Annotated in this window: 23 protein-coding genes; 7 read left to right on the top strand and 16 right to left on the bottom strand. The window is 33.6% G+C overall.

What is annotated here, in order from left to right:
- Positions 1-935: 935 nt before the first annotated feature.
- The 11 genes from XJ32_RS10975 to XJ32_RS10935 form a co-directional block, all read right to left on the bottom strand.
- A complete protein-coding gene (locus XJ32_RS10975; RefSeq protein ID WP_077389755.1) occupies positions 936-1,667 on the bottom strand; it encodes a hypothetical protein in 732 nt (243 codons plus the stop codon).
- A gap of 653 nt (positions 1,668-2,320) precedes the next feature.
- Positions 2,321-2,737 (bottom strand): hypothetical protein, encoded by a 417-nt coding sequence (locus tag XJ32_RS13080; RefSeq protein ID WP_254422383.1) that lies wholly within the window; start codon positions 2,735-2,737, stop codon positions 2,321-2,323.
- Between the two features lie 438 nt (positions 2,738-3,175).
- A complete protein-coding gene (locus XJ32_RS13460) occupies positions 3,176-3,436 on the bottom strand; it encodes a bacteriophage T4 gp5 trimerization domain-containing protein (RefSeq protein ID WP_437339623.1) in 261 nt (86 codons plus the stop codon).
- Between the two features lie 117 nt (positions 3,437-3,553).
- Positions 3,554-3,886: a phage baseplate assembly protein V gene (locus XJ32_RS12095; protein ID WP_155761522.1), complete on the bottom strand. Its 333-nt coding sequence runs from the start codon at positions 3,884-3,886 to the stop codon at positions 3,554-3,556.
- A 370-nt stretch (positions 3,887-4,256) separates the two neighbouring features.
- Entirely contained in the window at positions 4,257-4,403 is a 147-nt protein-coding gene (locus XJ32_RS13075) for a hypothetical protein (protein ID WP_254422382.1), read from the bottom strand.
- 102 nt (positions 4,404-4,505) lie between these two features.
- The gene (locus XJ32_RS10955; protein WP_254422381.1) at positions 4,506-5,048 is read right to left on the bottom strand and encodes a T6SS effector amidase Tae4 family protein; all 543 of its coding nucleotides are present in this window, start codon (positions 5,046-5,048) and stop codon (positions 4,506-4,508) included.
- A gap of 43 nt (positions 5,049-5,091) precedes the next feature.
- The gene (locus XJ32_RS13070; RefSeq protein ID WP_254422380.1) at positions 5,092-5,817 is read right to left on the bottom strand and encodes a hypothetical protein; all 726 of its coding nucleotides are present in this window, start codon (positions 5,815-5,817) and stop codon (positions 5,092-5,094) included.
- 169 nt (positions 5,818-5,986) lie between these two features.
- Positions 5,987-6,502 (bottom strand): Hcp family type VI secretion system effector, encoded by a 516-nt coding sequence (locus tag XJ32_RS10945; RefSeq protein WP_077389751.1) that lies wholly within the window; start codon positions 6,500-6,502, stop codon positions 5,987-5,989.
- Positions 6,503-7,105: 603 nt separating this feature from the next.
- Positions 7,106-7,333, bottom strand: a complete 228-nt coding sequence (locus tag XJ32_RS13065; protein WP_254422540.1) for a hypothetical protein — start codon at positions 7,331-7,333, stop codon at positions 7,106-7,108.
- Positions 7,303-7,464 carry a hypothetical protein gene (locus XJ32_RS13060; protein ID WP_254422379.1) on the bottom strand — a complete coding sequence of 54 codons (162 nt, stop codon included), beginning with the start codon at positions 7,462-7,464 and terminating at the stop codon, positions 7,303-7,305. Before XJ32_RS13060 ends, XJ32_RS13065 begins: the two co-directional genes overlap by 31 nt.
- A 519-nt stretch (positions 7,465-7,983) precedes the next feature.
- Positions 7,984-9,453, bottom strand: coding sequence for a hypothetical protein (locus tag XJ32_RS10935; RefSeq protein ID WP_004088111.1), 1,470 nt, complete (start codon positions 9,451-9,453; stop codon positions 7,984-7,986).
- Between the two features lie 135 nt (positions 9,454-9,588).
- Here XJ32_RS10935 and XJ32_RS13370 point away from each other — a divergent pair, with 135 nt between their 5' ends.
- Positions 9,589-14,220 (top strand): DNA translocase FtsK, encoded by a 4,632-nt coding sequence (locus tag XJ32_RS13370; RefSeq protein WP_155761521.1) that lies wholly within the window; start codon positions 9,589-9,591, stop codon positions 14,218-14,220.
- Positions 14,221-14,534: 314 nt separating this feature from the next.
- Here XJ32_RS13370 and XJ32_RS13280 read toward each other — a convergent pair whose 3' ends face one another.
- The 3 genes from XJ32_RS13280 to XJ32_RS10920 form a co-directional block, all read right to left on the bottom strand.
- Positions 14,535-14,669: a hypothetical protein gene (locus XJ32_RS13280; RefSeq protein ID WP_302475937.1), complete on the bottom strand. Its 135-nt coding sequence runs from the start codon at positions 14,667-14,669 to the stop codon at positions 14,535-14,537.
- 57 nt (positions 14,670-14,726) lie between these two features.
- Positions 14,727-16,019 carry a M16 family metallopeptidase gene (locus XJ32_RS10925; RefSeq protein ID WP_077389747.1) on the bottom strand — a complete coding sequence of 431 codons (1,293 nt, stop codon included), beginning with the start codon at positions 16,017-16,019 and terminating at the stop codon, positions 14,727-14,729.
- 253 nt (positions 16,020-16,272) lie between these two features.
- Positions 16,273-16,809 (bottom strand): 50S ribosomal protein L25/general stress protein Ctc, encoded by a 537-nt coding sequence (locus XJ32_RS10920; RefSeq protein ID WP_005218284.1) that lies wholly within the window; start codon positions 16,807-16,809, stop codon positions 16,273-16,275.
- 221 nt (positions 16,810-17,030) lie between these two features.
- Between XJ32_RS10920 and XJ32_RS10915 the strand changes: the two genes are divergently transcribed.
- The 6 genes from XJ32_RS10915 to XJ32_RS10890 all read left to right on the top strand — a co-directional run bounded on the left by XJ32_RS10915 (position 17,031) and on the right by XJ32_RS10890 (position 23,914).
- Positions 17,031-17,783, top strand: a complete 753-nt coding sequence (locus XJ32_RS10915) for a HugZ family heme oxygenase (RefSeq protein ID WP_004088916.1) — start codon at positions 17,031-17,033, stop codon at positions 17,781-17,783.
- Between the two features lie 77 nt (positions 17,784-17,860).
- Positions 17,861-18,529 (top strand): acylneuraminate cytidylyltransferase family protein, encoded by a 669-nt coding sequence (locus XJ32_RS10910; RefSeq protein ID WP_077389745.1) that lies wholly within the window; start codon positions 17,861-17,863, stop codon positions 18,527-18,529.
- A gap of 12 nt (positions 18,530-18,541) precedes the next feature.
- The gene (locus tag XJ32_RS10905; RefSeq protein ID WP_077389742.1) at positions 18,542-20,386 is read left to right on the top strand and encodes a Rieske 2Fe-2S domain-containing protein; all 1,845 of its coding nucleotides are present in this window, start codon (positions 18,542-18,544) and stop codon (positions 20,384-20,386) included.
- Positions 20,387-20,773: 387 nt separating this feature from the next.
- Positions 20,774-21,115: a DUF485 domain-containing protein gene (locus XJ32_RS10900; RefSeq protein WP_005218282.1), complete on the top strand. Its 342-nt coding sequence runs from the start codon at positions 20,774-20,776 to the stop codon at positions 21,113-21,115.
- Positions 21,116-21,572: 457 nt separating this feature from the next.
- Positions 21,573-23,183 (top strand): cation acetate symporter, encoded by a 1,611-nt coding sequence (locus XJ32_RS10895; protein ID WP_077390361.1) that lies wholly within the window; start codon positions 21,573-21,575, stop codon positions 23,181-23,183.
- A gap of 179 nt (positions 23,184-23,362) precedes the next feature.
- On the top strand, positions 23,363-23,914 hold the full coding sequence (locus tag XJ32_RS10890) for a flavin reductase family protein (protein ID WP_077389739.1): 552 nt from the start codon (positions 23,363-23,365) through the stop codon (positions 23,912-23,914).
- Positions 23,915-24,185: 271 nt separating this feature from the next.
- Here XJ32_RS10890 and XJ32_RS10885 read toward each other — a convergent pair whose 3' ends face one another.
- Together XJ32_RS10885 and XJ32_RS10880 are read right to left on the bottom strand one after the other, a co-directional pair.
- Positions 24,186-24,608, bottom strand: a complete 423-nt coding sequence (locus XJ32_RS10885) for a laccase domain-containing protein (RefSeq protein WP_254422378.1) — start codon at positions 24,606-24,608, stop codon at positions 24,186-24,188.
- An 18-nt stretch (positions 24,609-24,626) separates the two neighbouring features.
- Positions 24,627-25,472, bottom strand: coding sequence for a DUF815 domain-containing protein (locus XJ32_RS10880; RefSeq protein ID WP_077389737.1), 846 nt, complete (start codon positions 25,470-25,472; stop codon positions 24,627-24,629).
- Positions 25,473-25,524 lie beyond the last annotated feature (52 nt).

Raw genomic sequence — 25,524 nt, 5'->3', positions numbered from 1 at the left:
TAAAAAACTTAAAAAGAATGCAATGGACTTTTATCCATAAACCGCCTTGTCATTAGAATCTAAAGCTAAAAGAATTTAAATCTATTCTCCCATTCATAATGTGTGGGATATAATTTTATATGTTTGTGCATAGCAAAACTTAATCTCATATCTACAATTTTATTATTTCTTTAGAATCTTAAGGGCTATACACAACAATATAAACCACAATATGTGCCACAAAAATACGAATTGCAAGAAAAATGCAAGTCTCATAGATCCATTTTTATATGCCACAAATGCCAATATAAGAAAGCCCAAGAGAATGATGGGTAATTTTATTATATTGAGCAATTATAAACTCAAAACTTGAAAAGCCAAAGCCACTAATGTGATAATTATCGACATCATAGGGATTTTAAATAAATAAAAATATAGTGTAAAAAGTAGAATTGCTATACACAAGGCTTTAAACTTTGTCAAACTGCTAAAAATAATTGCTACTACAAACCCGCAACACACTGCCAAAATATCATAAATTAGGGAGTAGTCTATATTAAACAAGATTCTAATAGGCATTAAAACAACCACAAAGCACAAGCCAATAATCATCGAAAAATAATTTTTTTTATAATATATCTTTCCAAGAGAATCCTTTGACAAGTTTTATATTGGATAGTTGGTAATTTTTATATCTTTCTTGCCTGACTTGTAAAATATTATCTATTACTATTGTTTGTTCTCTATCTTTAAAGTTTTGATTTTGATTAATAAATCAGCAACTCTCAGAGTTTTTATGAGAGTTGCTAGTATATTCTGCAAGTCATTATAAAGTTTGCAAACATTAACATTAAAGGTAATATTCTCTTCTCTTTTAATTGTGAAGCATTGTTTCTTTATGTCATAAAGTATTATATTGCTACTAGGGCTACAATAAGTCGATATTTCTTTGCAACTCATCTATTAATCTCTCCAATCCAACGCACAATATTGCCTTTATCATCTATTTCTACTTCTAAATCTTTGTATTTTTCGTAGAATCTAGGGGATAGAATCTCATTAAAATATTTTGTGCCTTTTTCTGTGCGGACTACCCAAATATTATATTGACTCCAATACTTTGGTATATCCCAAGAAGCATCACCTAAAATAAGACTATATCCATTCTCATCTATTGTTTCTGGTTCATCTAAATCCCTATTGAATCTATTTGCATAAAAGAAGTTATCTCTAAAGTGAATCCAAGCTTGATATTTATCCTCTTTGTAATATGAGAGATTGGTAGGATAATCTATCCGATCCCTATCATTATCACAATATGAGCCAAAGTCAATATATCCTGCCAGAAACAATTGCCCTATAATATTTATGTATTCACTTATATAGGTGGGTTTGGGGGTATTTGGAGAGAGAGTATCATCTAGGTGGTCGATGTGATGAGTCCATATAACTATCTCATCGCCCTCAATCCTTGAAGCCCAAAACATACTAAATATTAAAAACTCAAATAACTCCAAAATATCAGCTTTTGTAATATTGGGGATTTGTAAAAATATAAGCAAATCACTTTGGTCATAATTATACTTATCATACCCAAAATTTATAGCGAATTTTTCAAACCATTTATCATCATCGTAAAAAAATATTAAATAATTTTTTTTATCATAGATTACACATTTACTTTTCATTACAATCCTTTTTTTGATGTGGATTCTGCGTATATTTTTCTCTGTAGGTGCATGTATATCAATAGTTTCTCCACCACTTCTTGAATCCACCCTATAATTTATTTGCGTGCCATCATCTAATATTCTTTTATAAATCGACTTACCATGCCTTTTATCAGTTTTTAGCTCTAGCTCTCTAGCATTTTTGGTTAATCTCTCCCATAGCTTATTTAATTCTTTTTTTGGATTTTACAAGCCTTATCCTCGGATTAACTTCACCATTAGATTTTAAACCCATAGGCAACTTATCCACTTATCCCCGAAACCTCCTCTCTACTCAAAACCTTTGTTGCTAGAGTTTGGTAAGCCTATTGTAATACCTGCTGTGTTGAGGTTGTTACTATTGTGATTCATTGGTTATTCCTTAATAAAACAAATAAAAAACATATTAAGGTTCATAGAATGAGTATCAATGCTTTTAGATTCTAAGGCTATTTTACTCTTTTTTCTTATAAAATCCCATATCTCATAAATTTTCTCATCATCATTTAAGAAAAAAATTAAAAAATGTAAGCGATAAGTATTTTTTCGCCTATACCAACCTTTTGAATTAAAGGGGGCAATAAAGATTTCGTTGTGATTACATAAAACAAAGACTTCATATTCTCCTATACTTACTTCAACTTCTCCAAATTTAATTTTTTTTGGATTCCAAATAGCCTTCTACGCTCAAAGCCTATACCACTATTTGCAACATAAAAGCAAACCGTTCCAAATAAAGTATTATAAATATGATAAATGCTAAATCCAAAAAATATGCTCCACACAATCTCATCACCATTAGAATCTAATCTCACTTCATTTTTTTTGTTTTTAGAATCTCTTTTAGATTCTAGCCTTGTGGATTCTGTTTGTATTGTTTCATGCTTAGATTCTCTATCATTTTTTAGACTCTTACTAAAGCTTACATACCCTCTAGAATCTGTTGTTTGTGTATAGGTTTGTTTAGAATCTATATTAGTGAGTTGGATTTGTTTATTAGCTAGAGTCTTGGAGGCTTTGTAGTCTTTGAGTTGGAGGGAGAGATTCATTTTTTATTTCCATTTTTTGTATTGATATGCAATCTGCTTTCATCTAAGATCAGTTCATTGTATTTTATCTTAAGTCTTATAGAATTTCTATGTATCTCAATACTTGAAGAATCCCCAACACAAAGCATAATACTATTGCTAGCATTATAGCTCATATCCTGCTTACTTGTGACAAATAAGTCTTTAGTATTGATGATAAAATTCTCATCACTCCTTAAACCAAGTGATTGTTTTGTGAGATGGGGGCTAACTCATCATTGGCACTCACATGTGGATTCTGATTACTATGGACACTTAATGTTCTCCACCACCTCACTCCTATTTTCTTTTATATTCTTGCTAGAATCCCCCTGTATAGATTCTGTAAAACTCCCCACCACCTCCACACTCTTATCCCCTCCAATAGATTCGCTAGAATCTTTTCCTACTCTTAGCGTATTATCTACACCTACATTTAAGGTATGAGATAAGCCCTATTATTGTATCTTTAGATAAAGCTACATTTGCAAGGTATTCTGCACCAACTCGGACATCTTTTAAACCTAGTATTGCTTGTTTATGATATTTAGCAATAGATTCTGTATAGCTTCCTAAAACTAGAAAATCTTTATTATTTTGTATCCTTTGAGAGAAGTTATGCTTTATATATTCATTATAGTCTTTCTCTGCTCTTACATAGATTTCTTCGTTGTCTTTTATGTTGGAGAGAGTTATTTCATTTAATCTGGATTCTAATGGATTGTAATGAGAGTTTGTAGTCCCTGCTTCCTTTGTATTGCTTTGTAAGCCATTAAGAGTTCTTGCGATTAAACTTGTTTAATGAGAAGCTAAGGGCAAAGAAGACAAGGCAGAATTACTTTTATTATAGAGATTATCACTGATATAGGGCTTATCTATATCATTATTTAAGAAAAATATTATAACTTCATATCCAACTCTTGGTGTATGGTGGAATCCAGAACTTACATTTGCAATAGGATAGGCTACTTTAAGGAATGGAATGTAATAGCATCTTTTGTTATTGCTAGAATGTGTTTGTATAGCATTTGTGTTGGTGTTATCTTTATTTTGTTGTGTTTGGTTGGTTATTGTAATAGTATGTTCTTGATTGGTGTTTGTTTGATTTGTGCCATTGTTATTGCTACTCACAATATTGCTAACATTGCTAGCAACTTGATTGTTTTGTAAATAATTATTTCGCAGTATTTCACTCACATATCTCGCAGTATTTTTTGACTATGTGATATACTTTAAGTCGATACTCTTCTGACCAATATAAGCTCAAGCACCTATCAAAACGATAAGTATTCATAGGCTCTTTAAAAAAAGATTTATCATCAAAATATTTTTGTAAATCTAATTTGCCCAAAGCAACATCTTCGCGCAAAAATCCATATTGATTGGGTTTAAATAAATTTTCCTTATCATATTGCAAACAATATTGCAATCCCCATTTAGCTAGGATAGAAGTTTGCTCCCCATTCGTTATTGCGTTAGCTATAGCCAAGGAATCTGAAGCTTATATGAGTGTATGACTCATAACCAAATATTGTAAAATAAATTTTTTCACAGAAACTCCTTGTAGTAAATCCCAAAAATATAACTCTCGTATTATATATGTGGGGTGATTGAGAAAATCGACACTTACTCCTAGTGCTGTATCCACAAAATCGTTTCCATTCCACAAAGTTGTAGCCGCAATCCATCTGCGCCAATCATCGCCACAATGCCCTTTCTTTGAATAGATTGTAATTCTTCGAAAAAGTTTTCATTTTCTTTTTTTTGAATTCATACTTGTATAAAAATCTTCAGAACAACCACACTTAATCTTTTCTATAATTTGAGTGTAAGTGGATTTCTTCCAAGACAATTCTTTCCAATTTAATTTTAAAAGCTCAATAATATCAAAGACACCTAAATAAGAAGTTTGCTTATCTTTTCCTTGATAACCCCTTCCTATAACTTGCTTATCCATAGTATTTATGGGGTGGGTGCTATGATTAAGTGCATAGCTAATACGCAAAGCACAGGTATTTACATATGCTCTTTGATCGCTATTAAATAGCTCTTCTGCTTTCCCGCCCACTTGTTTTTCAGCAAATTCTATTGATACAAGCCACAAAGATTCATTCTTTGCAAATTCGTGTGCCAATTCATCACTTTTTCCTTGATTTTTAGCCCATTTATATAATTCATTATATAAATCCTTTTTGCGCTTTTCATAAATTTTAATGTCAAACTCACTTATTTCCTTATACTTCTTTTCTAGACAATCAAAACTTGGTCTTTGAATCTTAATACTTGCTTCCATATTGCCACATTTTACTCTGCAGACATTTGACATTCTGCCCTCCTTAGACTTTATTGAGAATATTTATAATGATAGCTTGATTATCTTGTATAGTTGCAGAAGTTTGAAAAGATTCCCCTTGAAACTCCAATGTCACATCTACAATCTCTCCATTCTCATATCCTTGCGTTATGATATGTAGGTTTATATCATCTGTATGTTTGGATATAGAATCTAGCTTTTGCTTATTTTCACCATAGGAATAATACATTTCTAAAATTTGTTTTTCTTGGATTTGCTTTGTTTGTTGGAAGTTTGTGTTGTTTTCTGTTGCATTATCTTGCATATTAGAATCTTTTGCATTGGCATTTGTGTTTGTTGCATTTATAGCAGTGCTAGATTCTGTATTAGCATTGTGTGGATTATTAGAATCTAGTGTTTGTTCTATTTCACATAATCCTTTTGCTTTAGGACTTTCTTGTAAGAATAAAGGAGAGCCTTTATCAGTTAGGACTTGATTAATATATTCTGTTAGAACAATCTTTTCTTTATTGACTTCAAGGAGAGTGGAAGTAATAGATTCTGGTATGCTTATTATGAGTTTTGTGCAAGGAGCAGATACACCTAAGATTTGATTTTGACAGCCTAGAATCTTAGCTTGTGCTAAATCTTGTAAAGTAATAGCACCTGCATTATTGATTGAGAGTAGATTGCTTATGCTAGATTGTAATAATACTTTACCCTTATGGATACATTCTAGTTTATCAGATTCTAAGAGTGGAATGGGCATAGGAGGTGTCCTTAAGATGAATACATTTTACCGCAAGGCATAAAACACTTAGCTCAATCGTGCAGATAAACACCGCACAGATTCAAGCTATCTTAAATTTTATCCAAAGGTAATTACAAGGTAGGCAAAACTAAAAGCAATCCCTCGCAAACACATAAAAACAATGGGGCTAGACCCTTGTCTCTCTCCAATCATCACTCCCACTTGTTCCAGCAGCAATATGCTCCCAAACCACTTTTCTATAATTGAGAGAAACTTTAAAAAGTTCTGTTTTGTCGTTATTGTCTTGGTCTTGCGCATTAGGCATTACAAGATTAATATCTGTAATGATGGCATCTTCTAATCTTGTTGTAAAGTAATGCTCCTGTCCTCCGCTTGTGGAAGTCCTAAACCAATGAACTTCCACAATCGGCAATCTTTCTCCATTTGTAAGAGCATTATAAAGGAGTGGAACAGCCTCATTTAATGAACAAGTAAAAGAAAATGGCTTATACACTCTTTGTCCGCTTGGCTGTCCGCTTTGTGGGTCTGTTGGGACGGTTACAATATGAGCGACTTCTTGAGCCATAATTTCATCTTCGTGTCCTAATTGGTAACGATTCCCTATACTTTCTGGTGTGGAAGCACCACTTGAAATAAGTCCTTGAGTAGAACCTTCAATCTTTATGTAAGCTGGCTGTGCTATGTGTATCCTTTGTGTGTGTCTCTGTTCCTATATTGGATACATATAACAAGCTACTGCTATTGTAATATTTTTTATAAAAAAGTCAAGATAAACTCTGCGGAGTGTAGATAAGTATTTAAAAAATTATTTTAATTTGTTTGAAAGTTGGCATTTTCATATTTACAGGGGGGGGGGGGAGGTGCGCTTTGTTAAAAATGCATTTTTTGATATGTTAGTAAAAGCAATGATAAATTGATAATTACCTATCTTGCCAAGATATTTTTTAAACAATACTTATTAGAATAAGTATTGTTTAAAAAAGTCATAAATAAGCTTATATTTTAATTCGGTCTTTTTTCGATATAATTTAAGTCGTTTGTGTCTATTCAGCTTACACACTATATTGCTGTATATTGCTATCTTTCTTAGAAAATGATTGAAACAGCTAAACGACATGAAAATATACTTAAACTATTACAGAGCAGAATACCCAATTCAATAAAAAGATGAAAATAAAGAAAAATTAAATGTGATGTATATATTAATGATAATCCATGTAAAAAGATGATGACATAAAATAACAAAAGTAAGGCAAAAAGTGGATACACAAGAAGTTATAAAATGCTAGAAATAAGCCCACAAAAAGGAGATGATAAGATTTTTATTGGTGCGGAAAATCTTAACGCTGAAGTGATTGCTTAGGCGATAGATAATAACAAGAAAACACCAACTTAACACATTGGACGAGACAAAGGCAAAACAATTGGTTTTAAAAACTTTACCATGTAAAATATGCGTTAAAGATCTATCTTGCCACTCTTTCATAAGCGCAGGTGTGCTAAACCAAAACAGCGGAAATTGAAAGATGATTTTTGTGGATCTTTGAGTAACGCCATTTCAGATTCTGCGTTTATCACGCCATCTTTATAAGTCTCGCTGAGATTATGAATCTTTACATTTGAGAGTGTTTTAGCAGATTCCAATAACGCCCTATTGACTTTAGAATCCTTCCAAAATGCGTGTGAAAAAGTAGTAGTGTTTGCATAATTTCCCTTTTTATTACAGCATAAAATTGCATTGTAGCATGTTGTTTTATAGTTGTTATTAAATTATATATTTTATATAATGTAGTGATATAAAATATGTGAAGAATATTCTATCATATTTTAGTTATACCAAATATAAGAATAAAATACATTATAACATGGGCTATAACATGTATTTAGTGATATAAGATATTATGAATATAGCATTTAGGTTTTTAATTCATATGGAGAAAAATACGCATTATTAAAATACTATTTGGATATTAATGAAGAATATAAACTCACAAAATATGCTTGATGATGCCAACATTTACCGGATATTATGAAACTATATTTTTATAAAAAAAGTTTGTATAAAAGCTAACAACCCACAATCGTAATTTCTAGATTATAACTTCTTGCCTTATTTTCGCCTAAAAAAGACTGGAATCTATCCTTCAAACTATTCTTAGAAACCTATTCTTTCATAGAAGCGATTTGTTCTTTTGTGATAAGTGAGATATTTGCCTCTTTATTATATTTAGATTCTTTAGTGTCAGCCAAAATGCGTTGCAAGGCGGTTTTATCCAACCCTGTTGTATCAATATAAATACCCTCAAACTTCTCTTTATTTACAGCGACAAAAAATTGTGAATCTTTTTTAGCAATCACGACATTATGATTTTTACTTTGACTCATAATGTCAATTTTTACATTGACTTCTACTTTTGGCTGATTTGTTAAAATAAGAAACTTTTTGACATAGTTTTTTTGATGGCTTGTGTAGTATTTATACATAGCCTGTTCGTTTGCTGCGGTAATTTTTCCTTTATCAAGCTTTTTAATCGTTTGTCCTAAGAATGTCATCATGCAATAAGGCTCATTAATGTCATGCTTGAAAAATACATTGCGTATAGAGACTGACTTCATGCCAAGTTCCCATATTTGATTATCAAGCTGTGTAGCGGTAACATTCAATGCTTCTTCTGTTTTTTCTCTTAGCATATTGATAGTTTTTCTAAACACGGCTTCAAATATCTTTAGATTTTTCTCTGCAAAGCTTTTGCATAGCCCCTCTAGATTCTCATGTGCTTTTGTAAGCGTTTTTGTCTCTTCATGCGCTTTATCGGAGTTTGCCCTCATTCTTGCGATTTTTTCTTTTATCTCGTTTTCATCGCCCTTTTTTGCTTCAAGTCGTTTATAAAGGATTTTTAGGTCATGTGCGGTTGTGCGGATTTTATTTTGAAGTTGCATAATGCGTTCTTTTATGCCATTTGCAGCACGCACTGCCCCTTTATAATTAAACTGATATTCAAGAAATGCTTCTTCAAAGATTCTCTCTGGATTAAGCTCGTTTTTTGTAAAAAAGTTATGAGAATATTCAAGTGTGCCAAGCCTTGAGTGATACTCTGCAAACATATCAATATTGAGTTTTCTATCCGAAAAGATAAGGTGATCTAATGCCTTATTTAAGAATCTTTTGCTAATTGAAAAATTAATAAGTGGCGTTAGCGTTGATAAATCAAGCTCTTTTAAAAACTCTACACTTCTAAGCTCTGTACCAAAAAATTCCTTGATACAATCTTGCACACTGCGATTGATTTCAATCTCTGTTAATTTCAAATAGTTTGTTTGTGCGAAAATCTTTTGCACTTCTTTTGCGCGCAATTCAGATTCTTTATTTTGCAACTCTTCATCAGTATTACTTTTCCAAAAGTCTATCTCTCTAATAAGCGCATCAGGCGGAAAAGATTGATATTTTGAAGCACGCGCATCGGTTACTTGAATGCCACCATCATTTGTTCTAAATTCCACATACATACCAACGGCTGGACGATTTCTGCCATCATGCCAACTATCTTTTTTTAGCTCAAAAATCTTTTTTGAAGCATTCATAATGACGCCTGAACCAGTCGTAGCGGTATAGCGCGTTATTTTTCCGTGCATCAAAACTCCTTATCAATCTAAAAATCGTAAATCATTTAAGACAAAAAATTGCTATAATTTTAACAGAAAAATTACATTTTGCAACAAGGATTTATCATAAAAAAAATCTATATATTCGTTTTCATTAGCTGTTGTGTGTTGTATTTATGGTTAGCAACTATCTTTGGTTATACCCCGCCTGATGCGGCTTTAAGCGGTGCTGCATTGACAAATAGTTTCTTTAAAATAGGTGGCTTTGGCAATAGTTTTGCAAACTTTAATCGCGGTATGTTTGGTTATCTTGCTTACATTTATTTGCCTTTGCTTTTATTGCCTATTTATAGATTCCATGATGATACAAGCTATTCTTTTCGCAAGATTCAGTTAAGCTTTGCATATTTACTGCTTTTTATCGGGCTATTACTCTTGCAATCGCTTGTATTTCACAGCGGTCAGTTTGGCAACTATTTGCAAGAGGTGCTAACGCCCTATATTGGTCTATTTGGGGTTGCGATACTTACATTTATTTGTATTAGCACTGCATTACTGCTTATTGCTGAACGCACAGCGACTTTTATTTTAGGCTATCTTGGCGGAAGTTTGCAAATGGCTTATTCTGCCACAAGTAATTTTGCAAAGAGAATGTTTCAGCAACTCAAATCAAAATATACTGATTTTAAATTAGATTCTATACAAAGGGAAAAGAGAAAGATAGTCAATCAAGAGTTAAGTGAGAAAGCCACGACGACAAAAAGTAAATATATAGATCGTGAGCCATTACTTGAGACTGCCCTTGATGAATATCCACGCACAAATACCAACAATGGTTACACAGATACAAATATGCAAAATCTAGCAAAAAATGAGAATCTAGCACATAACAAAAATAAGCACTCAAGCAACACACAAACAACAAACAAACAAGAAATACCACAAGATTCTAAAGAATTTAGCATTCAAGTAAAACCTAGCAATAACATAAATACGACACAAACACTCTCATATCAGCAATACGATGATAGCAATATCTCACCTATCACACACACACCACGCACACAAATGCGAAATAATGATGAAGAACTTTTAAAAAGATTCCAAAAAGCAAATCTCTATCCAAAGCAAAAGGACCAACAGGCATTTCATACAGACTCTCCAATGACTTTTAGACTAAAACAAGAAATGAGTGAAGCAAATCCACTTGAAAGCTTTGCAAAGACTCAATCTCCAAAAATACTACCCACAATAGATGATTGGCAAACCACAGATATGCCACCACGAGAGGTAAAGACTACAAATCTAATCAAACCAAAGACACAGGAAAGAGAGCAGCCAAAAACAGAGACTTTTAGCGTAAAAGAGGGCATTACAACACAAGATAATGCAACACCCACTACACCAAAAATCTTAGAATCTTTTAAGGAAGATAGCACAGCCCAAATACAGCCAAAAACCATCACGCAAGAATCCCCTACTATACGCATAAAAGAGCCAGAAATAAAGGATAGCACCAATACTCATTTAAACACGCCAAAGCCAGAAATAAATCCAAACCAACAGCACACCGAGCAAAAAAAAACGATAAAAATCCAAGCGATTAACACACCAAAAATAGAGCAAATGCCAACACAAGCAAACTACAAAACGCTTGACATGAGCTTCACACAGAAAGAATACAAAACTACAAATCCTAGTATTAATGAAAGCACAATAACGCTAAGTCAGCCTAATAGCACAGACTTTAACCAAACTACACAAGAGATTACAAATCTTAATCAAACACAAATTACAGAATCCAATCTCAATGTAGCACAGACTTTAGAGTCGCAACATATAGATTACACTTCACAGCAATATGATTTAAACACACAGACCTTACAACAAAACACATTAGATTCACAACCAAGTGAGCTAGTTTTACAACAAGATATATTAGAAACAAATAATCTACAAGATAGCCCTTTTATAACACCTTTAGAATCTACCCAAAACAATATAGACTATACAGAAACTACCACGATAATAATCCCGCCTTTGCTAGATTCCAATGAAGATTCTAGAAATGATTTTAGAGAGGAATTTCGGGAGGATTTTAATACACAAGATTTAGTTATACAAGATTCTATAAGCAAAGATTCTAGTATAAACAACTCACAGGATTCTATAATTATAGAATCTATCCCGCAAGAATCCACACATTCACTAGATTCTACAGAATCTAATCATACTTTACAAGATGATATAAGAGAAGAGATAAAAGAAATTTTTATTGAGCCATTAGAGTCGCTTGAAGCACACGCACAAAGCATCTCGCAATCTAGCCAAATAGATTCTAAACAGACTGATTTTATATCAACAGAATCTAATATGCTAAACTCCAACAAATTAGACACTATTCACATAGATTCTATACCAACAGAATCCAATGTATCAAACCTTAATCAAATAGAATCTAGCCATACAGATTCCATAGATTTGCTTAAGACAAACTCTAGCGTAGAATCTAAACAGGCAGAATCTATCCCACAAGATTCCATATTAATAGAAACTACTCAAATAGAATCTAATATCCAAACACAGCATACACAGGATTTTGAGATAAAAGAGATTACACAAGAGAATACAGAACATGTAGAAAATATAGAATCTAGCATTACAGATTCTAATCTCACAAAAGAGTTAAAAAATAAAGATTATTTACAACAAAGCACCATGCAGGATTTAGAGCAAAATCGCACAGGCAGCAAAATCGCACAGGAAATAACACCAGCACAACAAAACATTACAATCAATACATACACACCGCAAATGACACATTCACATTTTCCAACACACACAAACCCGACAAATTACTTCACAGGCATACCAACGCACTCTCAAGCACAACCTATGAATTATATCTTTGATAGCGCGACACATACACAAACAAGCACAATAAAGCCAAATGTAGAATCTAGCACAATAGAATCTAATAACCAACAATTTCATAACACAGAATCTAATCTAGCACAACCAAATAACACACAATCTAACGAAATAGAAAACAACACAACACAACACAATCTAGCACAATCAAACAATATAGAATCTACACATACAAACCCCACCACACAACCAATAAAAATAAAACTCTACGATGATACGCAAGCAAGTCGCACAATCACACATAAAGACATAATACAGAACAATATATCTACACAAACAAAAGACACAGCACATTCTTTTACAATCAAAGATTTAGTCCCACATATAGAATCTAAAACAACACAAATCACAGAATCAAACGATAATGAAAACAGGGAAGATATGATTATAAGGCAAATCGCACAGAAAAAAGAAGAGGCAAGACAGGAAAATAGCATTCTCATTGCAAATCACGACACAAATATAGCAAATCTCACACAAAGCACAAATCTACCGCCTTTCATACTCCCACCGCTAAAGCTACTCCAAGAGCCAATCGCCCAAGATAGCATACAAGATGTTGAGCTAGATTCTAAGATTGATAAAATGCTGCAAATCTTTAACGCACACAAAATCCGCGGTGATATTATCGCCACGCTTACAGGACCGGTTGTAACGACCTTTGAGTTTCGCCCAGAAACCCATGTAAAAGTCTCAAAAATCCTAAGCCACAAAAATGATTTAGCAAGGATTCTAAAAGCAAAAAGCATTAGAATCCAAGCCCCGATACCCGGCAAAGATGTCATCGGTATCCAAATCCCAAATAGCAAGGTAGAGACGATTTATCTGCGAGAGATTTTGCATTCACAAGCCTTTTTAGATTCTAAAGACCCACTTACTATTGCTTTAGGCAAGGACATTAGCGGCACGCCAATTGTAGCAAATCTAGCAAAACTGCCCCATTTACTTGTAGCAGGGACCACAGGTAGCGGTAAGTCAGTCGGGGTAAATGCGATTATCCTTTCACTTTTATATCGCAATGACCCAGATAATCTAAAGCTTATGATGATTGACCCAAAACAAGTAGAGTTTGCCCCTTATGAAGACTTACCACACCTAATCACACCTATCATAAACGCCCCAAATAAAGCCATAAAAGCCCTGCAAGTCGCAACGATTGAAATGGATAAACGCTATGAGCTATTCTCACAGATTAAAGTCAAAAATATCGCTTCATATAATGAAAAAGTAAGTATCAAAATGCCAAATTTTGTAATCATAATCGATGAGTTAGCAGACCTAATGATTACAGGTGGCAAGGAAGCAGAAGCCTTTATCGCAAGAATCGCACAGATGGGAAGGGCAGCTGGTATGCACTTAATCATTGCTACGCAAAGAAGTAGCGTAAATGTTATCACCGGACATATCAAGGCAAATCTTCCCTCACGCATTAGCTATCGCGTCGGTAGTCGCATTGATTCTAAAGTGATATTAGATGAAATGGGTGCTGAAGACTTGCTAGGCAATGGCGATGGGCTTTTCACAACAACAAATGGGCTAATGCGTATCCATGCCCCATGGGTGAGTGAACAAGAAGTAGAGCATATCGTAGATTTTATCAAGGCACAAAGAGAGCCACAATATGATGAAAGCTTTCTTAGTGAGACAAAGCCCGGGGCAGTTTCTGGTGATAAATTTAGCGGTGATGGCAGTTTGCTTGATAAGGCAAAAGAAGTTATGATGCAGGATAATAAAACCTCTATTAGCTATCTACAAAGAAAGCTAGGCATTGGTTATAATAAATCCGCATCACTTGTAGAAGCACTAGAAAAAGAGGGATTTCTCTCTCCACCAAACAGCAAAGGCGAGAGAAATATCTTAGTTTAAACTTGCTTGTATCTTAATTTTATTTGAATTGCAATTCTATTTCATTTTTATTTGAAGTTGAATTTTAATTTCATTAGCTTCTAAAGAAATTTTGAGAATAAATGCAATATGAATTTTTAGAGTCTAGCTAGGAAAATCCATAATTGTTTGTAGTGCAATCTCATATCATCGCATTTTGTAATTTTAGATTCTATGTGTTGTGTAAAATATACACAATATTATGCTTTTAATATAATCAGGTAAAATTAGTATTTAATATATTGCCTAACTTCAGTTTATTGTTTTATGATTTTGGTATTTTTAATGATTTAATCTTATTGTAAATACATGAAATCTATCTGGTTTCTATAAATCACGCAAAACGGCGTAACGACAGATACATAACCTTGCAAGGATTCTATCCAAATAAAAGTGGCATTAATAAACCCCATGCACACTCTACAATGCATATAAATTACCTATGGATTGGGTAAGAATTCTACTATTCACAACAGAGTAATCTTATCCTATTTTGTAATTACGGCAAAGCTTAGGTTTGCAATCTCTGCATGTGTACGGATAAATTCATTCAGAGTCTCTAAATCAAGCGAGGCGACTTTCTGTAAAAATTCCTCTCTATAATCTAGGGGCAAACCATTATAATAATTCATAAATTTTGCATTTAGTCTCTGCCCTAGCGTTTCTTCCTGCAATGGTTTATTGCCGAGTATAAACTGCTTTGCAGAATCTAGCTCTTTTTGGGTAACCCCTTTTGCGACAAAATCTTTTAGGATTTGCTGTGTTAGAGCAATCGCTTCATCTTGTTTATCAAGTGCTGTTTGCATATAACCTGCAAAATAAGTGCTAGTTCGCGTAATGTTTGGACGCATGTAAGCAGAGTATGCAAGTCCTCTTTTTACCCTGATTTCTTCCATTAAACGACTGCCAAAGCCAGAGCTACCGAGTATAAAACCAGCGACTTGTGCCTTATAGCCATCATCTTTTATACTTTGGATATTTAGAGGGCTTGCGAAGTAAATATAGGCTTGTTGTGTGTCTTTTTTGGCGGTTTTCATAGCGATCGTTTTAATTTTATATTGCGGTATGCTAACCTTTTTTCCTTGCGGTAAATGTGAGAACACTTTTTGAAGTTTTGCAAGGCTATTTTTTATGTCTAAATCGCCACCAATCACAATCACCATATTTTCAAGTGTGAGCGTTTTATCAAGGTAGTTTCTAATATCGCTTAGACTTACAGAATCTATTTCTTGTGTTGTGTTGCCAAGGGCTGGATAGGCTAAAGGCGTCTTTGCAAAAATACCTTTTTGAAGCAACAAAGTAGCCTGATAGTCAAAATCGCTGCTTTTACTCATAAGGGCTGCGTGAAGCTTTTTTTGCACATCTTGCAATGTGCTTTTTGTTAAGTTTGGATCTTTTATAAGATTTTCTAATTGTGTATAGGCAAAGTCTTCATATTCCTTTAAAAAATCAAGCGTAAAAGTCAAAGTTGCTTGACCTACACCAATGTCTAAATCAAGAGCCTTGCTTTCAAGCAGTTCTGCAAATTTCACATTGCCAAGCGTTTTTGTGCCACGATTTAACACAGCACTTGCTACTCTTGCTAAGGGCTTTTTAGGTGGATTAAACATATTTCCACCACCAATGAAAATCACTTCTACATGCCCAGTCGGTATAACACTTGATTGTTCGCTAATGACTGGAATCTTGATATTATTGATTGTGAGATGAGAAAGTGTATTTGCCTGCATTATTTGTGCTCCTAGAATAAGAAAAAATAACATTACAATGTTTTTTATCATGCTAAAACCTTGCATACTGAATCTTGTTTTAAAAATGCTAGAGATTATACACAAACTTTGTCAAATCTTAATATTATAAAGACATACAAGATTGTGTTTTAGATTCTAAAGCGATGACTAACAAATAAGTTAAAAAGAGATATAGCTGTGTTTGCACTTGCTTGTAGGTTGTAACCACATAAATGCAAACTACAATAGTAAAGAGAGAGCCTTACTATATGTAAGGTAAGAGCGTATATTAGATAAGATTCTATTACTTAGCTTTAATTACACCAACGATAGCAACTGATGGCTTCTCAATCACGCTAACACCAGCAATCTCTGGTAAATCACGCACAAGGATCGCATGTCCAACATCAAGACCACTCACATCAAGTGTATAATCATTTGGTAAAACCGCCGCATCACATTTTACTGCAACTCTTTTGCGCGAGAATACAAGCACACCTTTGTTTTTCAAGCCAATAGGTGAGCCTGTAACTTTCACTGGCACTTTATATTTTGCCACACAACCCTTTGTTGCAAACATCATATCTACATGTAAAATATCACTTGTTACTGGGTCTTTTTGATATTCTTGCACAACAACATCATATACATTGCCATCGATTTTCACAGGAAAAATAAGTGTTTGCTTCGCACGCATGTATTTGATAAAATCATTGCGTTTAAACGCACAATGTATATTTTCCTTGCCTTTACCATAGATATTAGCAACTAGATAACCATCTCGCTTCAATGCTTTCGCATTTGTTTTGCCAATACTATCTCTAAGTTTGCCTTCTAACATAAATGTCCTTTTTGATAAAATAAAGGCTGACATTCTAGCATTTAATGCTAAATTTGTAAAGCATAACACCATAAAATATAGTAAAATCTTAGAATCTGTTGAGCTAATATGCAACATTACACAGCATAGATTCTTTTATGCAATACAAAATAAAAATATTTATCATTTTTATTTATTCTTGTGTTACTATGTAAAAATATTTTAAATTTTAGGAGATTTACATGAGTGTTACAAGTATTATAGAGCATATGAATAATCATCATTCAGCGGAGTTGCAGGGCTTAGTAAAGCTTTATGGTGGCTTTGAGGCAAAGGTGGCAACACTAAGCGGGGTGAATGAAGATGGCATGAAAATACAAGCAGATGGCAAAGAAGTCTTTGCGCCATTTCCTGCGAAAACTGAAGAGAAAGACTATAAAGATGCTATTATTAAGCTTTGCATGGCAATCAGCAAAAAAGACGATCAGGTTGCAAGTGAGATAGAATCTTTTAAAGAAGAGTTTAATACGATTTTGCTTACTTCATTATCAAAGGATAATAAACCGCATATTAGCTACTCGCCGCTACTAAGATATGATGGAGAGTATTATTTATATGTGAGCGAAGTCGCAGCACATTGCCAAAATTTACGCACAAATCCTAATGCAGTCCAAGTCATGTTTATAGAAGATGAGAGTAAAACAAAAAGCATTTTAGCAAGAAAGCGTTTGACTTATGATGTAAGCGTGGAGTTTATGCCTAGAGATAGTCTATTTGATAAAGTGTATGATAGTTTTGAATCTCGAGTAGGAAAAGGTGGTGGTGTAGCCCAAGTCCGCTCGATGCAGGATTTTCATTTGGTAAAGATATGCTTCAAAGAAGGGCGCTTTGTAAAAGGCTTTGGTCAAGCATATAATATTGATTCTCATGGCAAGATAGGACATATCGGTGGTAATGGCGGTATGCCACATGCAATGCCGCATAAGCATAAGTAAGCCCCAAAAAGCATAATTGCTAAAATTTTGATATAATTAAGGCTTTATTAACATGTAAAAGTCCAAAAGGAAATAACATGAATCTAGCCTTAATCCCAGCGAGGGCTGGCTCTAAAAGCATTAAGAATAAAAATCTTGCAATGCTTTGTGAAAAACCCCTTCTTTACTATACAATAGAATCTGCAAAGAAAGCACAATGTATAGATAAGATTGTAGTGAGTAGTGATGGAGATTTGATACTTCAATATGCCTTATCTCAAGGAGTAGAAGTGCTAAATCGTCCAGAAGAAATAGCTAGAGATTCTACTACAAGTGATGAAGTTATATTACATGCAATAAAGCATTATAAAGACTTTGATAATATTATATTATTACAACCTACTTCGCCCTTAAGAGATTCTAATGATATTGATAAAGCATATAGAATCTTTAAGGAGAAAAATGCGAATGCACTTATTAGCGTTACACAAATTGATAATAAGATTCTAAAAGCCTTTATCGCAAAGGAAGATGGTAGTCTGCAAGGCATTCATAATAATACCTATCCATTTATACCCCGTCAAAGTCTGCCACAAACCTATCAAAGTAATGGGGCAATCTATATTGTGAAACGAGATTTATTTATAGAAAATCCTAGCTTTTTACCGCAAAATACGCATTATTATCTTATGAGTGAAGAACATAGCATTGACACTTTAGCGGATTTAGAATATGCAAATAAGATAATGCAAAATAAGACTTTATAATAAAGGAAAAACATGTATATAGCACATATTGATGAGCTAGATTCTGGCTTAAATGAAAGAGTGATTGAAGGACATAAATTTTTTATCTATAAAGATGGCAATGATATAAAAATATATGATTCGGTATGTCCGCATCAAGGAGCGACACTTCATTGTGATAATAAAGATTTAGTATATTGTAAGGTGCATAATTGGCGTTTTGATGCAAAAAGTGGAGAATCTCATAATATACAAAATGCAAATCTTTTCACACATAAAGCAAATATCGATAAATCTGGTAATATACATATTGATAATTATGTATTTGATACGAAACAACAAGCAATCACCCCCCCCCCCCCGCAAACCAATAAACTAGCAAATATCACAATAAATATGCACGCACATGCTTGTTTAGAGTTTATATATAATAACTTTAGCTTAGTGTGTGATCCCTGGATTGATGGATATGCGTTTTTTGGAGCATGGAGACATTATCCTAAGCCTTTAATTAAAGCAAAGGATATAAAGCCGAATGCTATATGGATTTCACATGAGCATAGCGATCATTTTCACGCACAAACGCTACTTTCTTTTGATAAAAAGATTCCCATATACATACCCGCTTTTGCGAATACTAGACTTGAGAAGAGACTAGAAGACTTAGGATTTTTACATATTTATAGCATTCCTTTTGGCAAACGCACAAAAATAAATGATGATTTTTATATTACAATCTATGAGCCTGCTTCTCTTTGGAATGACGCACAAGCCTTATTTGAAATTGGCGGTTTTAGAATCTTAAATATTAATGATGCGGGTATAAATCATAGAATCCACAGAGAGATTAAAAGCCTAGATTGCATTTGTGCGGCATTCTCTCCCGGGGCTTCTGGCTATCCTGCGACCTATACACACTTAGATAGAGAACAAAAGGTTGATATTTATGAAAAAAGTAGAGTTGCTACCCTTGATATGTTGGTAGAAGTGTGCAGACTTTATAAAGCAAGGTATTTTATCCCATTTGCTTCACATTTTATTCTAAATCACCCAAAGCATATTGAATATATGAAAATTGTGCGAAAAAATACTATTTATAATGTATTAGAAAGATTCAATAAGGAGGATACAGAAGTTATTGCCATGCTTGCTGGAGATTCCTTTAATGTAGGGGATAATAAGCTAATACAGCATGAAAGAAATAAGAATCTCTATCATACCGATACAATTACTAAATACATTGAAGATGATTTTGATGAAAAGCAGTTTTTAGAGTATTATCCAAATAAGAATGAATATGTATTTGATAAAAAAGTTGTGTTAGATTATTTTGTAAATCTTAATAAGATTCCAGAAATGACATTTTGTGAAGATTTAAGTGTGAGTGTATATCCAGATTCTAAGCTAGATTTAGCATTTTCCTTTATAGTTGAAAAAGGATGGCTACAAATACAAGATGAAGTTATAGAATCTCCAAATCTTACTATGAAGATTCCAAGTGAGATATTAATGTATATTTGTAAAAGTAATGAATCTTGGGACGAGGCAACCATTGGCTATTGGTGTGAATTTAGCAGAAATCCAGACATTTATCACACAGAATTTTGGAGAATCTTGCAAACACCTTATTATGTAAAGAAACCTATATATAGCCTGAAAAATACTTGCAATATGATTAATGAAAGCAGTAATATCGCAGAAGTTTTAGAGACATTGGGCGAGATTAGTGAGAAAATCTTTGCGCGTTATGGTCTATATTGCCTTACTTGTAATAAAGCGGCAATGGAGAATATAGAACAAGCCTGTCTAGCACATGGCATTGATACCTTGCGAATGCAGAGAATGATTAAAGAGCTTAATATACATGCGGCTATGTAACTTTATTGCCACCTTAAAAAAGTTGTAGTGCGACACATTCCTTTATATTTAAAGATTATCTATAATATAGCTTTTATTTTTTTATAGTATCTTTTAACATTGTAAAAAAGTTACATTTTTAGCTATATCTCCCATATCCCTTATTTTTGCAAAAAATAGCCATTTTTAGATAGTTTTTTGAAATATTATGTGTTAAAAAGTAACATAATTTTATGATTTAGGGCATTGTAGAATCCTTTTATTGCAAAATATAATTCCGTGTTTATTATAAAAAAAGTAATGTAGCAATTATTTTTGTAATTTTTTTGCTTTTTATGTTACATTATAAATACATTTACTTACATATCTGGTTGTGAAAGTAAATATTCTGTGATATAAGGAGTTAGCATGGGTAAGGCAGTCGCTTCAAAAGAGGAAGTGAGAGCGAGATTCTATAAATTTGTGTCATTTCGCAATAAGTTTTCGCTTTATCTTTCTTTGATTATTCTTGTTTGTTATTACGCATTTATTGCTAGTGTTGGATTTTTCCCAGAAATTCTTGGATACAGATTAGGTCCTAGTGCGATCAGTTTAGGCATTATCTTAGGTGTGTTTATTATTGTGTTATCGATTGTAAGCACAGGGATTTATACGCTGTTTGCGAATAAATATTTTGATAAAGAGCAAGCCGAAGTGCTAGAAGAGATGGATCGTGTAGGTTTGGTTAAGGAAATGCAAAATGAGAAATAGTTGTGTTATGGAGTTTGGATTTTGTGCTTTAGATTCTAGATTGTCGCCTTTATGGGTGCATTTTACAAGATTTTAGATTTTAGTGATTGTTATATTGCAATGAAATCTAAAGGATTAGATTCTAATAGCTTAAGATAGCAAAATACTAAAGTTTTAGAATCTAGCCTCATTTAGATAAGCATAGAATTTAGAGTGTAAGTGAAAAATTTAGATTCTATAACATTGTCATATTGAGCGTAGCGAAATATCTAGCATAGAATCTCAACAAGATATTTCGTGCTTACGCACTCAATATGACAAGAATAGATTCTAAGTTTCAATACAGAATCTAATCGCAATAAAAGCGATGAAAGACATACAGAATCTAGCTCTATAAAGCAAAGCAGCTTTTAATAAGGAGAAAGTTATGAGTAAAAAAGGCATTTTATTTGGAATCATATTTAGCTATGGTTTATTTATGCAGTGTGTAGCAGCAGGTATTGATGTAGGCAATGTGGAGAAAGCCCCGATAAACTACATTGCTATCAGCATGTTTGTAGCGTTTGTATTAGCAACGCTTGGCATTACTTATTATTCAAGTAAAAAATCACAATCAGCACAATCTTTCTATACCGCTGGTGGTAACATTACCGGTATGCAAAATGGCATCGCAATCGCTGGTGATTATATGAGTGCAGCAAGCTTTTTAGGTATTGTTGGACTTGTGTTTGTGAATGGCTTTGATGGACTGATTTATTCTATTGGATTCTTAGTTGGTTGGCCTATTGTGCTATTTCTAATCGCTGAAAAGTTTAGAAATCTTGGTGAATACACTTTTGCAGATATTATCGCCTATCGTTTAGAATCTAAAAAGGTGAGAACAATCTCAGCAATCTCTGCTTTAAGCGTTATCGTGTTCTACTTAATCGCTCAAATGGTAGGGGCTGGTGGGCTTATACAAGTGCTTTTTGGTCTGCCGTATAGCACGGCTGTAATATTAGTTGGAATCTTAATGATATGCTATGTTACCTTTGGGGGAATGCACGCTACAACATGGGTGCAAATCATTAAAGCATGTTTATTGCTTGGCGGTGCAAGTTTTATGGCTATTATGGTTTTGTATCTTACTGGCTTTAACTTGCAACATTATTTTGAAATGGCAATACAAAATCATGCAAAAGGTGAAGCCATAATGTCGCCCGGGACATTTCTACCTGATCCAGTATCTGCTATCTCTCTTGGTTTAGCATTAATGTTTGGGACTGCTGGATTACCACATATTCTTATGCGATTTTTCACGGTTAAAGACGCAAAAGAAGCAAGAAAGTCAGTCTTCTTTGCTACCGGACTTATAGGCTATTTTTATATACTTACCTTTCTTATTGGGTTTGGTGCTATTGCTTTATTAATCGGGAATCCAGAATTTATCGTTGATGGTAAATTCAGTGTTGCTGCAAACATGGAAGCCGTCGCATTGTCTAAAGTGCTAGGTGGTAATGTGCTTTATGGTTTCATTTCAGCGGTGGCATTTGCTACAATTTTGGCAGTTGTAGCGGGACTTGCTATTTCAGGGGCAAGTGCGATTAGCCACGATTTATTTGTAAATGTTATAAAAGATGGTAAATGCGATCCAAAGCTTGAAATGCGCGTTACAAAAGCTTCGACTATTGGACTTGGCGTGTTGGCTATACTGCTTGGGATTGTGTTTCAAGGGCAAAATGTAGCCTTTACCGTTGGACTTGCATTTGCTATTGCTGCAAGTGTGAATTTTCCTATTATCTTGCTTTGCATTTATTGGAAAAATCTCACAACAAATGGCGTGCTTTATGGTGGTTTAATCGGGCTTTTATCAGTGTTATTACTCGTGCTACTTAGCCCTAGCGTATGGGTTGATGTCTTGCATTTTGAAGAGGCAATTTTCCCATATAAACACCCTGCTATCTTTAGTATGCCTATCGCATTTTTATCAATCATTATTATCTCTAGGTTAGATTCTAGCGAGAGATCAATCATTGATAAGCAAGGCTTTAAAGCACAAGACTTTAGAGCTCAAACAGGCATTGGTATAAGTGAAGCTGTGGCGCATTAGAATCTGTTAGTCTAAATTTTACAACATAAGATTCTAAACCAAACTTACCTGTAAAGATTCTTTACTGACTAGCTATTTTCTCTCTCAAAATAGAGTTGCAAAATAGCTAGTTTTTTGCTACACTTGTGCGGAATTATCTCATAATCTACTTATCATAAACTCGCCATATAAGGATTATAATGTTGCTTGATATTTCCACCTCAACACCACTTGCAAACTATAAGATTCTAAGCAATTCTATCACACCACGACCCATTGCATGGATAAGCACAAAGAGTAATGCCGACATAATAAACCTTACACCATTTAGCTTTTTTGCACCACTTTGTGCTACACCTATGATATTTGGTATAAGCATTATGAATAAGAGTAATGGCGATATGAAGGATACCTTGCTGAATGCAAAACTCACAAAAAAGGCGACAATATGCACGGTGCAACCAGACTTCTTAGAATCAATGCAGCAAACAAGCACAGAATTGCCTTATAATATAAGTGAAGCATCAACCTATAAGATTCCAACAATAGAGATTGCAAAAGATTATCCCCCATGTGTTGAAGGTGTGAAAGTTGCATTTTTCTGTGATTTTAAGGATATTTTGCAGTTTAGCCAAACTTGTTCTACTTTGATTTTACAAGCACAAAAAGTTTTTATTGATGATGAATTATATAGCGAATCTCTAAACTTTTCCCTGCAAAATGTTGGTCGCTGTGGCAAGGGATTTATATAAAACTATATATTAAAATATTGCTTGTTGTAAATAAATATGCCTTAAACCCTTGTATCAATAACTGGGTGTTATAATAATGTAATAATTAAGGTTGCAACCGACTATCAAGCCTCTGCAACAGCATCTATGGAATACAGCTTCAAAAATTTAACTCCAGCCTGAATGGAACTTCAAAGCTTGATAGCGTGAAGAAAAACATCTGATTTTTTTTACCATCATTCCAAACAAATCAGTGTCATGTCTCACAATAAACAACCTTAGAATCTAAAAACTATAAATTGTCATATTGAGTGCGTAAGCACGAAATATCTTTTTTAGATTCTATATTAGATACCTTGCTTTGCTCAACATGATATTTTGTTACAGAATCTAATTTCTTGTTAAAATGCACCCCAAACCCTGCACCCACCCATAAAGGTGTAGATTCTAATATACCCCTATTTTCTCGTATAGTAAAGATAGTATTAGAATGGATTTGATTAAGATACAAAAGCGTTTTATTTTCATAGTATTTTTGCATGATATATGCTCGATTTTTCTTTACAGATTCTAAGTTATCACCGACATGATAGGCGAGATTGAGATTATTATATGGGGCATTACTTACGCCATGATAGCGATTTGTTAGCACAAAATGTAATCCTGTGTTGCAAAAAAGCTTACTATTTTGACTTGTAAAAAAATCTTTTTGCATACCTTCCCTTATATCTTATTAGTCATTCTTAGTCTTTATGAAATTTAGGATTCTAGCATGATTTAGGGCATAGTAGCTTTTTGCTGTGCGTGGATTTCTATTGCCAATTTTTGTAGCAAAGTTTAGAGAATCTTGCTTTATTTCTTGCATGATATATGTTATCATCTCTTGTGATAAATCGCTATTTTCTTCTCTTATTAAATGCTCTAGTATTTCTAAATACTCTTTTTGCCCATTGTCATAAAAGCCAATCTGCAATGGGAATCTATCGCTTAAAGCAAGGACTTCATGTATAGAATCTTGTGTATGCAGCATGTTTAAATCCGCCTTTTCTGGCATTAAATGCCGCAGATTTGAAGTAGCATATATGAGTATATTTTCTGCTTGTTGCTCCATAGAACCATCAAGTGTGCTTTTTAACCCATGATATGTGGAAGTATTTGCATTAAAAGTCAAGTCATCGCAAAACACAATGAATTTATATTCCCTAAGCAAACGCATACAATCAAATAAAAGCGGCAAAATCGCAATATCTTTACTCTCAACCTCAAGCACACGAAGATTTGGATATTTATTTGCGTATTCATAGCATACCGCTTTTACAATAGAGCTTTTACCACAGCCCCTTGCACCCCATAAAAGTGCATTTGCAGCAGGGCTATTTTCACAGAAATTTCTTGTATTATTTTCTAATAACTCATAATTTTCTCTCACGCCTATTAGCTTTTGTGCGTCTATCTTTGGCAATCTCTCTATCGCATGAAAATAGCAAAAACCATGTGAGTAGCGAAACACTGCGGCTTTATGTGTATTCCACTCTATGTCTGTGCTAAATAGATTCAATAAGTCATTAAAACCAAGCATATTATTCCTTTCGTATTAGTATAATCAAAATAATTGGTAATATACCTTACTC

Source organism: Helicobacter bilis (assembly GCF_001999985.1).
GTDB lineage: Bacteria > Campylobacterota > Campylobacteria > Campylobacterales > Helicobacteraceae > Helicobacter_A > Helicobacter_A rappini.
Note: the sequence above shows the minus strand (reverse complement) of the source record. Positions and strands in the feature narration are given on the sequence as shown.

Excerpts from the sequence above, each read along its gene's own strand:
- XJ32_RS10975 (WP_077389755.1), bottom strand. The coding sequence starts at position 1,667 with ATGAAAAGTAAATGTGTAATCTATGATAAAAAAAATTATTTAATATTT.
- XJ32_RS13080 (WP_254422383.1), bottom strand. The coding sequence starts at position 2,737 with ATGAATCTCTCCCTCCAACTCAAAGACTACAAAGCCTCCAAGACTCTA.
- XJ32_RS10955 (WP_254422381.1), bottom strand. The coding sequence starts at position 5,048 with ATGGAAGCAAGTATTAAGATTCAAAGACCAAGTTTTGATTGTCTAGAA.
- XJ32_RS13070 (WP_254422380.1), bottom strand. The coding sequence starts at position 5,817 with ATGCCCATTCCACTCTTAGAATCTGATAAACTAGAATGTATCCATAAG.
- XJ32_RS10935 (WP_004088111.1), bottom strand. The coding sequence starts at position 9,453 with ATGCACGGAAAAATAACGCGCTATACCGCTACGACTGGTTCAGGCGTC.
- XJ32_RS13280 (WP_302475937.1), bottom strand. The coding sequence starts at position 14,669 with ATGCATTGTAGAGTGTGCATGGGGTTTATTAATGCCACTTTTATTTGG.
- XJ32_RS10925 (WP_077389747.1), bottom strand. The coding sequence starts at position 16,019 with ATGATAAAAAACATTGTAATGTTATTTTTTCTTATTCTAGGAGCACAA.
- XJ32_RS10920 (WP_005218284.1), bottom strand. The coding sequence starts at position 16,809 with ATGTTAGAAGGCAAACTTAGAGATAGTATTGGCAAAACAAATGCGAAA.
- XJ32_RS10915 (WP_004088916.1), top strand. The coding sequence starts at position 17,031 with ATGAGTGTTACAAGTATTATAGAGCATATGAATAATCATCATTCAGCG.
- XJ32_RS10910 (WP_077389745.1), top strand. The coding sequence starts at position 17,861 with ATGAATCTAGCCTTAATCCCAGCGAGGGCTGGCTCTAAAAGCATTAAG.
- XJ32_RS10905 (WP_077389742.1), top strand. The coding sequence starts at position 18,542 with ATGTATATAGCACATATTGATGAGCTAGATTCTGGCTTAAATGAAAGA.
- XJ32_RS10900 (WP_005218282.1), top strand. The coding sequence starts at position 20,774 with ATGGGTAAGGCAGTCGCTTCAAAAGAGGAAGTGAGAGCGAGATTCTAT.
- XJ32_RS10895 (WP_077390361.1), top strand. The coding sequence starts at position 21,573 with ATGCAGTGTGTAGCAGCAGGTATTGATGTAGGCAATGTGGAGAAAGCC.
- XJ32_RS10890 (WP_077389739.1), top strand. The coding sequence starts at position 23,363 with ATGTTGCTTGATATTTCCACCTCAACACCACTTGCAAACTATAAGATT.
- XJ32_RS10885 (WP_254422378.1), bottom strand. The coding sequence starts at position 24,608 with ATGCAAAAAGATTTTTTTACAAGTCAAAATAGTAAGCTTTTTTGCAAC.
- XJ32_RS10880 (WP_077389737.1), bottom strand. The coding sequence starts at position 25,472 with ATGCTTGGTTTTAATGACTTATTGAATCTATTTAGCACAGACATAGAG.